Genomic DNA, 12806 nt, shown 5'->3' with positions numbered 1-12806 from the left:
CGAACCGCAGCTCGGGCACACGGGATAGTACGCGTTCTGGTTCGGAATATGTTCCTGGCCTTCCAACTGAACACCCACGTACTTGTTGAAGTAACGCGAAATGCTCACAATCGAGCCAAAGTTGATCGCCTGCGTCTGAACACCCGTCGTCGTCGTGCCGTGCGGCGCCAAGTAGCTATAGCCCGCAAAGATGTCCCACTTCGAATTTCCGGGATCGTAATCCCCTGACTTCGCCTGCGCGCTCAAACCCACTGGCAAACACGCCAGCAAGCCCAACGTCAACACGCGGCTCACCTGCCTCATTCCTCGAGAGTACATGCGTTTCTCCTCCGCAATCGAACTCGTTGCATGGTTCCACTTGCATGGTTCAATGCGCCGTATAAATGATGAATGGTTTGTGTGCCCCTGTTTAGCTTTCATTTCCCCCGGGGCTGCTACCTTCACAACAGATAAAAGTTACCATAGGTTTGAGGTAATTGTGTATTTTTTCAATCGGATGCCTCAGAAGTTGCAACCTGGCAATGCCTGAAAGACCGGGGATTCTGGCATTCCACACAGAAACATTTTCCGACTGAAAGAGCGGAAAAAGCTCCCAGAAAAGCACTCCAATACCTGTACGCAGGCCTGGGATTATGCGGTAAGGAGTTATTCGCTAAGTGGGACTTCGCTCACCAGGGGAGCTTTTAACTCGCCAAGCTGAATGAGGGCGGGCGGGGTGATTCCCGCCACCCGGTCAACGGGATAGCCGAGCTGCTTCCAAGCATCGTAGCCGCCGCGCAGCGGACGAACGCGCTCAATCCCACGCTTCTGCAACTCCAGCGCGGTTTTGGCGGCGGTCACTTCTCCGGGGCAGGAGCAGAAAACCACCACGTCACGGTCATGGGGCACATCGGAGATCCACGTTTTGAGGGTGTCCAACGTGCCGTGATGCGCTCCGGGGAGCGTATGCGGATCCTCGCTAAGCTCAACGGTAGCGCGCATATCCACGATGTAAACCGGTTCGCCGGCATCAATCTGGCGCTTCAAATCCTCTGGTTCCAGCCGCGCAGCCGCAAGCTTGCGCAATGTACGGTGCCGCCGCCAGAGGCGAACGAGGAAGAAGCCCACAATACCCACCAGCAATAGCGCGCCGGAGAACCGGCCAACCTCTTCCAGCAAACCCGGATTGTGCTTGAGAACATCTCCGAAAAGACGTCCGGCTAGAAGCAGCGAGCCTACCCATATGACGGAACTGATGCTGTCCAGCCAGAGGAATTCTCCAATGCTCATGCTGCTCTGCCCGGCAAGCGGAGAAACCACGGTGGCCACGCCTGGAATGAACTTGGAAAAGATAATCGTGATGCGTCGACGCCCGCCCAGCGAGTTTTCCGTGCGCCGCACGCAAACAGTCGGCTCCATGGACAGCTTGCAGAGCAGCTTGACGACCTGATGCCCGAAGCGCCGGCCAATATAGAACCACGTGCTATCCGCAATGAGGCAGGCGACAAGGCCATAGAGGAGCGCCAGGAAGAAGTTCATCTGATGCTCAGCCGAAAGCGCGCCAGCGGCCAGAACAACGGGCGCGGACGGAATCGGCGCTCCCAACTGCTCAATCAGAATCCATCCGAAGAGCAGCAAGTAGCCGTATACGAGCAAGATGTGGGTAGACAATTCCATCGGGTCCCGGCCTGTGGTCCTTAAAGGTTGGTAAGATGCGGCTCTCCGCACGCTGCGATGTGGCCGCTTAGTTGTTTGATGTACAGGATACGATTTTGTTTCACACTACGGCTACTACGGCTGAAAATCCCTATTCCTGAGGCTTGGCAAGACTGGCCGGTGGAGCCTCCGCCGCATCCGGCAGGATGCGCATTTCTCCTGCGTAACGATGGCAATTCGAGTATGTCGCATACATCCGGCCTCTGTCGTCCACATCCTCCGAATAGAACTTTGACGGCAGCCAGAATATCTGCTCGCCAAACTGCTGCGGCGCATAATCCATTGAGGCAAAGTGCGCCTCGCGATGTGCCTCTGCATTCTCCGGGGCAATTGTACGCTCGTTATGCAGAACGCGGCCCGTCTCCGGGTCAGCAATTACCATCCAGCGCGACCCCTGCCAAACCTTTTCGCTGCAAATGGAAATCTCGCGGCGCGACTTACCATCCCCAGGTTCCAAGGGAAAGGGCTTTACCGAAATTTCTATTTGCACATTTTTGCCGTCAGGAGCCCAGGAAAGCTGGTACTCGAAACAGTCGATCAGATCGCGACGGCGGAACCCCACCATGTTCGCAAAGCCGCCCTGCACAAAATAAGGCATCCGCAGCTTGAGCGCGTTCTTGAGGCGTCTGCCGTTCACGTTTTTGAAGTCATGCTGCTCTTGAAAGGGGTCGTCGGGGTCTTCCGAGCGAGTCTCGCGCATCGTCCCTTCCACACGCACGGTCTCTTTCACTTTGCCGTTCTTCACGCGCTGCGAAACGATGGACTCATCACAGGAGAGCGACGGCAGAGTGGCCGTATATCGCTCCGAGTAGGCATAGAGGCGGCTGAGAAACGCATTCAGAGGCGGAAGCTGCTGGGATTGCGCAACAGGTGCGACCAGGAACAAAAGCAGCAATGCCAATGGTCTCATGCCATCTCCGAAGGATTCATAAACAGAATGCCAGAAAGAAGAAGGCCGCCCGAAGGCGGCCTTCGCTTGAAAGAAAAGATACATTACTTGGCAACTGAATCAGCCAGGGGCCGAGCCGCGGACGCCGAGGTCTGCACCGGCGTATTCACAAAATAATTGTGATCCCACAGATTGCGGTAGAAGGATCCGGTCAGCTCCGCGGCACGCGGGCCAAATGTCGGACGGCCACCTTCGAGGAAGAAGACCGTTACCAAGCCGCCTTGTGGAGTCTGCGAGAACGAAGCAAACCAACCGAAGCGCGTTCCGTTATCCGAGCAGGTTCCCGTTTTGCCGAAGACCGGCAGTTCCGTAAAGCTGGCGCGCAGGCGGCGGGCAGTACCGTACTCCACGGCACCGGCCATTCCCTGCTCCAGGTCAGGAACGAAGCGGGCAATGTCCAACTGACGCTTGACGCGAGGCGCAAACGCGGCAACGTCTTCCGGCGTGGTGGGGTGCTGCAGATAGTAGAGCGTTCCACCGTTGGCCAGCGCGGCAACATACGCGCCAAGTTGCAGCGGTGTGAGAGAAACTCCCTGCCCAAAGCTGCACATCTTGCCTACGCCGCCTTCAGAGACAGGAATCGGCTCGTCAGGATACACGCCAAGATGCTCGCCGGGGATGTTGTAACCGGCCAGCTCACCGAGTCCGAACTCACGGGCATAGCGGCGCACACGCTCAAAGCCAAGCTCGCGGCCCAACTCTTCAAAGTAGGCGTTGTTGCTCTTGGCCAGCGCCGTGGTCATGTTCATCCGGAAGCCGTGCAGGTTCACCATCGTGTCGCGGGTGACAATGCCTTCCGAAAGCGCCGCCATGGCAACGGTAATCTTGATGGTGGAACAAGGCTCAGCGCCTGGCGAAAGGGCGAGCTTCTGATTGACCATCGCGAGGATGCGGCCATTCGAGGGATTGATGACGACAGCCGTACCGTTCATGCCGTCGAGTGCATCAATCGCGGCCTGACGCACCACCGGGTCTTCGCCCGTGGTCACATCGCCGGAAAAAATGTCGTTTGTGGCAAAGGAACTCGCAGTGAAACGCTCGTAGAAGCGATGACGCCCGTGCAGGCTGGCGCGCTGCACAATCACGCGGCCGCGACGGCCACGGCGAACGACCACGGTTGCCCGGCCCCCGGCCGCAGCACGGCTTGCCGAAGCACGTCCGGCAGAGCGGCGAGCCGAGCCATGTTGAACCGAATGGCGCGACTCATTCAGGTGAGGAGTCTTTTCATGGCGCAGCGTGTGATGCACATTCAGCGCATGAACACTGGCCGAACCGCCAGCAGCCATGACCACCGACATAGCCGCCGACAAAATATGAGCGTGAGAAAATCGCATTTCGCTCGCATCCTCTCAAAAAAAATCGAGTCGCGCCATGCACAATCCGTTTGGAATGTGCACTTCTTGCCTCATCGGCACCGAGGGGGACTTCCACACCCTGCCCTGCGGAACCGACCTTCCACTGAGAAAATAAAATCTCCAAATGCCACGCCCGGCGCTGCCGCTTTCTGTTTCAAAACGCCGGGCCTATTGCAATAACAGACCGATTGTCTGAAAAAGCGTACAGCCATCCGAATCAGTCACACTTGTTTGCGAACGGCACTCAAATCGAACAAACTGGGGAGCTTAGTTATAAGCACTATACAGCCTGCCGTCTCCCTTGCAAGGCCGTAGTTCAAAAAAACGCGACCTCGTCCCCATGAAAGTTACCTTACATAGTGACTTTCGCAGCGTCTCTCGAAGCCGGACCCGGGAGATTTTGCAGGCGTTTTTCCTATTATCAAACAATTTCCCAATTTGCGCTATTTTCCCGGGCCTGATTCTGCTTAAAACAAAGGCGACCGCCGCATGAACGTAGGTACTTCGAGGTCCCTTTCCACGTCGGGGTTGTTTTCGACAAACAAACCACCTGTAGGCAGGGGACGACGCTCGTCAAGCGGTGCCGGATGCCAAGCCTCTTCATGAGATGCCGCTGCATATGTCGAGGGTTCCGCCATCTCCATAAACTTGGGAGCGGCAGCTACCGGAGCTTCCTCTATCTGCATCGTGGCCACCGGCTCATGTGAGGCTCCGGCTCCATGCGAAGCACCTGCAAAAACCGGCTCCATCTCATCTTCTTCGCTCATAAAGCGCGGACGGAGCGGAGCAACTGTCTCGGGCTCAATCTCCGGCTCTGGTTCCATCTCCGGTTCGGGCTCGGGCATGGGTTCGATAACCGCCGTGGCAACAGCAGCAGGAGCCACAGCACGCGCAGAAGGCGTAGCGGGAGGCTCAGGCTTCTTGGCTGCCGGGGCGAAAGGAACAACCGGCTCCCGCATCCAGTTCTCGTTGGACATGACCGGCACGGAGACTACCGGAGCCTCTTCCACGCTCAGCATGCGGGCGCGGCGCTCAGGCATCTGCTCCTTGAAGCCGGTGGCGATAACCGTAATCTTCACCTCGTCGCCCATGCGCTCGTCGAGCACAGCGCCGAAGATGATGTTCGCATCCTCATGTGCGGAGGATTCAATCAGCGACGAAGCGGCATTCACTTCCGAAAGCTTCAACGCGCTTGAGCCGGTGATGTTGATGAGGATGCCGCGGGCGCCATCGATAGCTCCCTGCTCCAGCATCGGCGAAGCCATCGCTGCTTGCGCCGCTTCCACTGCGCGATTCTCCCCAGAGCGAACAGCCGTGCCCATCACTGCGTGGCCCATGCCTGCCATCGTTGTCTTCACGTCAGCAAAGTCGCGGTTGATGATGCCGGGGATTGTAATGATGTCTGAAATGCCCTGCACGCCCTGCCGCAGCACGTCATCGGCAATACGGAACGACTCGAAGAAGCCCGCATCCTTGGCTACGGCAAGCAGCTTTTCGTTGGGGATCACGATCATCGTGTCCACGCTCTCGATAAGCTCCTTCAATCCACGCTCGGCTTGCGCCAGACGACGCTTGCCTTCAAAACCGAAAGGCTGCGTGATAACAGCGACAGTCAGAATGCCCATCTCGCTGGCGAGCGATGCGATGACAGGAGCCGCTCCAGTGCCCGTTCCGCCGCCGAGACCAGCGGTGACGAAGACCATGTCCGCGCCTTCGAGAGCTTCAATAATTTTTTCGGAATCTTCCAACGCAGCGCGGCGGCCTACATCAGGATTCGCGCCCGCGCCAAGGCCGGCGGTCAAACGCACGCCAAGCTGCAGCTTCACGGGAGCCTGGCAAAGCTTGAGCGCCTGCACGTCGGTGTTGGCCGCGATGAACTCCACGCCTTCCATCTTGGCCTGGATCATGCGGTTCACGGCATTGCCGCCGCCGCCGCCCACGCCGATGACCTTGATACGCGCGCCACGCGGCGTCTCGTCGTGATACTGAATCCGCATCTCGCCCGCTTCGTTTTTCGCCTGATCCATAACCCGTTTGCCTCCGTCTCTTCTTTAATAACTTGCCGCGAATATGGCCCGCAGCTTCGCCCGTAATCCGTTGTTCTCAGCCGCGCGGGTTACGCGCGTTCGGTGTGCATATAACAAGAGCCCAATCGCCGTTGCGTACGAGGGATGCGCCAGATCTCCCGGCATATTTGAGAGCCGCACCGGCATGCCTGTTCTCGCGGGCACGCGAAGCTGGCTCTCCGTCACGTCCAGCATTCCCGGCAGCATGGAGCCACCGCCAGTCAGCACGCAACCAGCACCAAGCGCGTCCAGCACGCCTCCCTGCCTCAGACTTTCTTTGACGAAATACATCAGCTCTCGTGCGCGTGGCTCAAGAATTTCCGCAATCGTGCGCAGGCGCAGCATCTGCGGCTGCGGATTGGTAATCTCTATCTCCGCAGTTTGCGGCACGGCTGTTACAACCGCATGACCATAATGCCGCTTCAACTCTTCCGCCTGCGAAACCGGCATCTGCAAACCAACCGCAAGGTCATTACTGAAATGCGCGCCGCCAACAGGCACAGAAGCCGTATGCGCTACCGCGCCTTCAAAGAAGACAATCAGGTCGCTCGAATGCGCGCCGATATCCAGCAGGCAAACGCCAAGTTCGCGCTCGTCGGCGGAGAGCGTAGCTTCCGCTGCAGCAACCGATTCAAGCACCGCTTCCGTTACTTCAAGCCCTGCGCGATTCGCGCATGTCACCGTGCTCTGCAATGCGCTGCCGGAGCAAGTTGCAATGTGCAACTCCACTTCCAGCCGCGCACCAATCATGCCAATCGGATCAAAGATGCCCGGCTGGTCGTCCACGATGAACTGGCGCGGCAGCAGGTGCAGAATCTCGCGATCCGGAGGCCGCTCCACAGCACGCGCACGCTCTACGGCAGTGCGAACGTCTTCCCGCGTAATCTCGCGCATGCGCCCGGCAAGGTCAAAGCCGCCATGCGTGTTGATGCCGCGAACATGCGGGCCGCCCACACCAACCACGCACGAATCGATATTCACGCGAGCAGCGAGCTCGGCCTTCTCCGCAGCCGACTTCACCACGCGAGCAGCCGGGTTCAGATCCGAGATCATTCCCTTGCGCATGCCAGCCGACTCCAGCGCCGCGTGGCCGCGATAGCGAAGCGCGCCTTCATTCAGGTCCGCCGCAAGCACACGCGTATGCGCACTGCCCACATCCAGCACCACAATCAGATTTTCCTGCGCCTGGCTCATCGTTCGCTCACTCGTCCGTTATTGATCCCACGCGGTTGTTGCGTGACTGGTTTTCTGGTTCGGCGTTGCAGCAGCATGCGCTGCCGCTGGTTTCTTTACTGGTGTTGCAGGCTTCTTCACCGGAAGCTTATGCACTACAGGCTTCGCCGCTGCCTTGGCTGCGGGCTTACCGGCCGGCTTCCCAACAGGCTTCTTTACCGCGGGCTTCGCTGTTGTGCTTGCAATCTTCTTCCCGTCATCCGTTACGGCAACCTGCTTGCCATCCGTGCTGGTTGTTGCTGCCTGCGCCGCGGCCCCCGTTGCATTTGCAGTCCCCGGAGCCATCTGCAGAACCACCTGCTGGTCATAGCGCAAATCCACCGCGCTCAGATGCGGATACTGCTGCCGCCACTCCGTAATGTGCGCCTTGTAGCGCTGGTAGCGCTCCATAAAGTTGTCGCTGCCAAAGTGCGCAAGAATATCGGCACCCTGCTCCGGCATCAACACCCGCGCATCTTCGGGGTCCGTCAGGTCAATCTCTGAAATCTGTTCTGAAAGATGCTGCCCATTCGCGTCAAGATCATGAATCAAGCGCTGATACACAGCCATGCGCTCCCTGCGCGAAGGCTCCGAATCGCCAGCGTCAATCCCCGTTACCACCGGAAACGAATAATGATGCTGCGTCATCGCCGCCGCGGACATGTTGAGCAGAATTCCATCCGCATCCACAAGGCCAATCTGCTGCCCCTGCCGCACAAAGGCAATCGGCGTACGCTCCACAACGCTCACGCGAATCTGGTCCGGCAGAATACGCATCACCGTCGCGTGCTCAATCCACGGAATCTCTTCCAACTGTTTGCGCCGCGCTGCCAGATCAACAAAGAAGATGTTCTTGCCGACGTCTTCTCCAAAGACCGGCAGAATGTCTTCGCGTGAAACCTGCGTAAGGCCCACTGCCTGAATGTTGCTCACACCTGCAATGCGAAAACGGTTGTCATGCTGAAGAAACTTCTTTGTCACCCACACGCCGGTGCCAACGCTCCCTAGAACAGCCATCACTCCCAGCGCGAGAAAAACACGTCCAGCCTTGCTGGATGGCCGCCACCATTTACGCGCAGGTTCATCGAAGCGCCTGCGTGGACGCCGGAGGTCGTCATCTTCGTCTTCCGGCATATCGAGAGGCATGCCCGGAGCGCGCCGCGCACGGCCCGCTGGAGACAATACCTGCTGCGAGCGCCGAAAGCGAGATTCAGCGGGCGCGTCAAAGTCGTTTCTTTGCATCTCTTCTGTAATCACGCCTTGAGCAGGGTCGTGAGATTCGCCAGACTTCAATATAGGGCGCATCGATTCCAAAACTACCCGAAGAAACGGCAGGGGAACCCGCACGGTTAACGGAAAGGTCAATAGCACAGGAACGAGGCACGAAGAGCAAAGGACGAAGCATTATGCTGTCGGCATGACTAAAGTCATTTCCATGAAGGTCGTGCTGCTCCTTCTCTGTGCAGTCTTCGCAATTCCCTGCTCCGCGCAGCCTGCAAAGGCTTATCAATACTTCCGCGTTGGCAATACAGCGGATTCGCACATCACGCCGCATGCAGGATTCGCCTTGATGGGTGGCGGCGAGGATTTAGACGAAGCTTTTCTCTGGCTTTGCGACCATGGGAATGGAGGAGATCTGCTGGTGCTGCGCGCTACCGGAACCGATGCCTACAATCCCTACATCCAGAAACTCTGCCATCTGAACTCAGTCGCGACGGTTGTGATTCCGAATAGCGCCGCAGCAAATGATCCCTTCGTCGCGCAAGCCATTCGCAACGCCAGCGCCATCTTCATCAGCGGCGGTGACCAGTCCAACTACATCAACTACTGGATGAGCTCACCAGTGCAGACAGCTCTCAACGACGCCATCGCACGCGGCATTCCGATTGGAGGCACCAGCGCAGGCCTTGCCGTACTTGGCGAATACGCCTACTCCGCGCAGGGCGACAAGCCCGACGACCCCAATCTTGATTCCAAAACCGCGCTCGCCAATCCCGACTCGCCGCGCATCACGCTCGTTCACGGATTTCTACGCATTCCCCTGCTTGCCGGCATCCTCACCGACTCGCACTTTGCCAAGCGCGACCGTATGGGCCGGCTGCTCATCTTTCTTACTTCGCTCAAAGCCCGCGGCAATATTCGCGGCATCGGCATCGATGAACGCGCCGCCGTCCTTCTCTCACCCGATGGAAGCGCTACTATCGCAGGCCATGGCAGCGGTGCATATTTCCTTAGCCCAGGCAGCGCATCCAACTCATTCACCGTGCAAAAGGTAGCCCCGGGCCACACCTTCAACCTGAAGATCTGGACAGGAGACGCAACCAGCTACCAGCTCAGCGTGCAGAACGGAGCAATCCACTCCACCCAGCCCGGCGGCTCTGTTTATTGAATTACGGGAGCAGAATGCGCAAAGGGCCTCCCTTTTCGGGAGACCCTTTATCAAGAGAACCTGCAGCCTAAAACTCCCCAGCCTCACGGCAATCGAACTGCCAATTACCTTATCGTGAGCGGAAGGAGCGAATCGTTGCAGGCAAACGTTCTTCAATCAGCTTGACGCGCTCGGCTGCAATTCCACCGAGATAGGTTGGCACCGGCGTTGCCGTCAGTACCAGGATGAACGCAATCAACGAGAAGCACACGCCCGCAATAGCCGCGGAGACCAGCATCTGGTACATCGACGGCGTATCCAGCCCCAGCACGTTAAACGCAACGTGCTCCAAAGGCTTGACATGCTTGATAACGGCCAGCGCGAAGAGAAAGAACATAACTGCCAGCGAAGTTAGAACAGCCAGGGAAACATCCAGCCCGCGGTGAAACTTCAACCGCGCACGGCACTGGCTGCACTCCACAAAGTGCTGCTCGTAGTCGCGGCGCATTTCAGGAGAAATCCCCGAAATGTCGTACCGCCAGCTGGCTAGAATCGCGCCAACAACCGGATCTGTGCATCGGGTTCGTGCCATAGTTGTTAACACTCACTTTACTGAAAATTCAACACAACCGCTGTCCGATGCTGCCCAAGGGTAATCACAAAGTAACTACCGCCGTAAGACGCATACGTTAGACAACGCACTCCTGCGGACACGATCAAAATAAGCACACCAAGACAATCGCCCCGGCAAACCCGTGTCCAGAACCGCATGAGAAGTGATGCCCGTGCAACAACGATTATACCGTATTTACACAATCGTTAACAGCAAATTTGCTCGCTGCAGCCGGGCTATTACTTTCCCTAACTTATAGATTCTGCAACGCAGCCAACGATGCGTCTGTGATGTGTACTACATGGGCGCAATCCGCATAAATAGCGCAAAACAAAGCGGCTCTGCGCACAAAAACTTTTGCGCCGTTCCTGCATGCGGCACAAAGCCCTGGGAACCAGTCGCATTCCTCTGCCCACAGCATGTATAACCAGCCTTGCATGGCCTACAACAAGCCCATTCCGCAGCAGGACGGCAAGCGCAAGGACTCCTCCGGCCTCGCCACGCTCGTGCAGGCGGAAAAGCTCATGCAGATCGCCATTCTGCTGCCTTCCGCAGCCTTCGTCGGCTGGCTGATCGGGGCCTTTCTCGATTCCAAGCTGCACACCACGTGGATTGCCGCGGTAGGCATCATCTTCGGCGGCATCTCGGGACTGGTCTATGTCATCCGGCTCGTTCTGGCCGCCAGCGCCGAACTCGACAAGAAGCCCAAGCGATAATGTAAGACAAGCAATGACCGACTCCACCCCTCCCATCGCCAACCTTTCCGACGACGCGCTGCGGCACATCCTCAATCGCGCCATGCGTATCACGCTGATTCTGGGCGCGCTTGCGGGCCTTGCGCTCTGGTTCGCCTCCGGCTGGCGCACCGCCGCCATGCTCGCCGTTGGCGCAATCATCTCCGCCGCCAGCATCTTCGAGTGGAAGCGCCTCATCCAGCTTTTCAACGCCAAGCTCGACCAGCAAAAGACGCCCAAAGGCGCCGCGACGGTGGTGTTCTTCTTTCTGGTACGCCTGCTTATCTATGCAGGGGTTATTTATGGTAGCCTTAGGTGTTTGAAGGGTTCTCCCGTAGCGCTCCTTTGCGGTTTGGGTCTGGCCATGGTGGTTTTGGCCTGGGAAGCGCTCCGGCTGCTGCGAGACTGAGTCAGCGCTCGCGCACATTCACCCGAAACAGAAAGAATTCTTTTCAAGATGCACGAATCCTACGCGATTACGCGCCTGTTGAACTCGCTCTTTGGCCCCGCCGTGGCCGCGCTGCTGAACCTCGTCGGCGTACACCCGGCTGACGCTGAGGCCCCCATCAACAACACCTTCGCGCTTGAGTTCCTTGTCGCCGCGATACTGGTTCTCTTCTTCCTCATCGTGCGCTTCACGCTTTCGGTAGAAAAGCCGAACCCCGCGCAGCAGATCGCCGAGATGATCCACGAGTTCTCCGGCGGCCAGGCAGACCAGATCATCGGCCACGGATACCAGCGCTTCCAGGCCTTCGTCACCTGCATCTTCCTTTTCGTGGTGCTCAACAACCTGCTCGGCCTCATCCCCGGCATTGTCACGCCGACCAGCGCCCCGGTTGTTCCGCTTGGCATCGCGCTCTGCACCTTCGTCTACTACAACTTTTACGGTTTCAAGGAGCAGGGCCCGATCGGCTACATGAAGCACTTTGCCGGCCCCATCTGGTGGGTTGCGCCGCTGCTCTTCCCCATCGAGATCATCTCGCACTGCGCGCGCGTCATGTCGCTCACCATCCGTCTTTACGCGAACATGTTCGCCAGCGATTTGCTCACGCTGGTCTTCTTCTCGATGGTGCCCGTTGCAATTCCTGCCGTCTTCCTCGGCCTGCATGCAGCGGTTTCGTTGATTCAGGCGTACGTATTCATGCTGCTGGCGATGATTTACCTCACCGGCGCGGTTTCGCACGACCACTAAAACCAGCTTTTAGCCGTTAGCTATTAGCTCGATGCTGGCAATACAAACATTTCACGCTCTACGCCACAGTTCCCTGCCGCACAGCGGACTAAAAGCTAAGAGCTAGCAGCTAAAAAGCTGCCTTTCAAATTTCTGCCGGAGAGCGCTTCCGCTCCGGAACAACAGACAGGCCGCAAGCGTGAGGGGGTCAGCACGGTGAACCTCAACCACCCACTGGCGGCTAATTTTCAGGGAAGCTGGAGAACTATGAAGAAGCTTCAATATGTGTTCATGACTCTGGCGGTTCTGCTCCTCGCAACGCCGGTCTTCGCGCAGGGTGGCGGTTCCTCGTCCATCAACCTCGTTCCCATCGGCGCCGGCATCGGCATGGCGCTTGCCGCCGGCCTCTGCGGCCTCGGCCAGGGCAAGGCCACTGCTTCGGCCACCGAAGCCCTCGCCCGCAACCCAGGCGCACGCGCTGGCATCCAGCTCCTGCTGGTTCTCGGTCTCGCCTTCATCGAGTCGCTCACGCTCTTCACTCTCGTCGTGATCTTCCTGCAGGTCAAGTAAGCGAATCGCAAGCAACAACAAAGCGGCTCCGTCCAATGGACGGAGCCGCTTTGTTTGCTACCTCATCTTCCGG

The 12806-nt window shown here is 58.0% G+C and carries 12 protein-coding genes and 1 pseudogene; 5 read left to right on the top strand and 8 right to left on the bottom strand.

All coding sequences use genetic code 11. The features are described 5' to 3' along the window. The 7 genes and pseudogenes from AC5S3R_RS20440 to AC5S3R_RS20410 form a co-directional block, all read right to left on the bottom strand. Nucleotides 1–318, bottom strand: a pseudogene (locus AC5S3R_RS20440) (hypothetical protein); the annotation flags it as partial. Nucleotides 319–645: 327 nt separating this feature from the next. After that, nucleotides 646–1656 (bottom strand): DedA family protein/thiosulfate sulfurtransferase GlpE, encoded by a 1011-nt coding sequence (locus AC5S3R_RS20435; RefSeq protein WP_494269048.1) that lies wholly within the window; start codon nt 1654–1656, stop codon nt 646–648. A 130-nt stretch (nt 1657–1786) separates the two neighbouring features. Continuing rightward, nucleotides 1787–2605, bottom strand: coding sequence for a hypothetical protein (locus tag AC5S3R_RS20430; protein ID WP_494269047.1), 819 nt, complete (start codon nt 2603–2605; stop codon nt 1787–1789). 83 nt (nt 2606–2688) lie between these two features. Beyond that, entirely contained in the window at nt 2689–3978 is a 1290-nt protein-coding gene (locus AC5S3R_RS20425; protein ID WP_494269046.1) for a penicillin-binding transpeptidase domain-containing protein, read from the bottom strand. A 488-nt stretch (nt 3979–4466) separates the two neighbouring features. Further along, nucleotides 4467–6026: a cell division protein FtsZ gene (gene ftsZ / locus AC5S3R_RS20420; RefSeq protein WP_494269045.1), complete on the bottom strand. Its 1560-nt coding sequence runs from the start codon at nt 6024–6026 to the stop codon at nt 4467–4469. A gap of 24 nt (nt 6027–6050) precedes the next feature. Next, nucleotides 6051–7259 (bottom strand): cell division protein FtsA, encoded by a 1209-nt coding sequence (ftsA, locus tag AC5S3R_RS20415; protein WP_494269044.1) that lies wholly within the window; start codon nt 7257–7259, stop codon nt 6051–6053. Between the two features lie 18 nt (nt 7260–7277). Continuing rightward, the gene (locus AC5S3R_RS20410) at nt 7278–8582 is read right to left on the bottom strand and encodes a cell division protein FtsQ/DivIB (protein ID WP_494269043.1); all 1305 of its coding nucleotides are present in this window, start codon (nt 8580–8582) and stop codon (nt 7278–7280) included. A gap of 112 nt (nt 8583–8694) precedes the next feature. Between AC5S3R_RS20410 and AC5S3R_RS20405 the strand changes: the two genes are divergently transcribed. Next, a complete protein-coding gene (locus tag AC5S3R_RS20405; protein ID WP_494269042.1) occupies nt 8695–9666 on the top strand; it encodes a cyanophycinase in 972 nt (323 codons plus the stop codon). Nucleotides 9667–9775: 109 nt separating this feature from the next. Here the strand turns inward: AC5S3R_RS20405 and AC5S3R_RS20400 are convergent, their stop codons facing one another. Continuing rightward, nucleotides 9776–10237, bottom strand: coding sequence for a hypothetical protein (locus AC5S3R_RS20400; protein ID WP_494269041.1), 462 nt, complete (start codon nt 10235–10237; stop codon nt 9776–9778). A 440-nt stretch (nt 10238–10677) separates the two neighbouring features. Here AC5S3R_RS20400 and AC5S3R_RS20395 point away from each other — a divergent pair, with 440 nt between their 5' ends. The 4 genes from AC5S3R_RS20395 (at nt 10678) to AC5S3R_RS20380 (ending at nt 12733) form a co-directional block, all read left to right on the top strand. Then, nucleotides 10678–10974, top strand: a complete 297-nt coding sequence (locus AC5S3R_RS20395; RefSeq protein ID WP_494269040.1) for an AtpZ/AtpI family protein — start codon at nt 10678–10680, stop codon at nt 10972–10974. Between the two features lie 13 nt (nt 10975–10987). Beyond that, nucleotides 10988–11401 (top strand): ATP synthase subunit I, encoded by a 414-nt coding sequence (locus AC5S3R_RS20390; protein WP_494269039.1) that lies wholly within the window; start codon nt 10988–10990, stop codon nt 11399–11401. Between the two features lie 48 nt (nt 11402–11449). Beyond that, nucleotides 11450–12184: a F0F1 ATP synthase subunit A gene (atpB, locus tag AC5S3R_RS20385; RefSeq protein ID WP_494269038.1), complete on the top strand. Its 735-nt coding sequence runs from the start codon at nt 11450–11452 to the stop codon at nt 12182–12184. 246 nt (nt 12185–12430) lie between these two features. Next, nucleotides 12431–12733 carry an ATP synthase F0 subunit C gene (locus AC5S3R_RS20380; RefSeq protein WP_494269037.1) on the top strand — a complete coding sequence of 101 codons (303 nt, stop codon included), beginning with the start codon at nt 12431–12433 and terminating at the stop codon, nt 12731–12733. The last annotated feature ends 73 nt before the right edge of the window (nt 12734–12806 follow it).

The organism is Occallatibacter sp. FHG110214_02, from assembly GCF_059115385.1.
The sequence above is the reverse complement of the archived record's forward strand: the minus strand, read 5'-3'. Positions and strand labels throughout refer to the sequence as shown.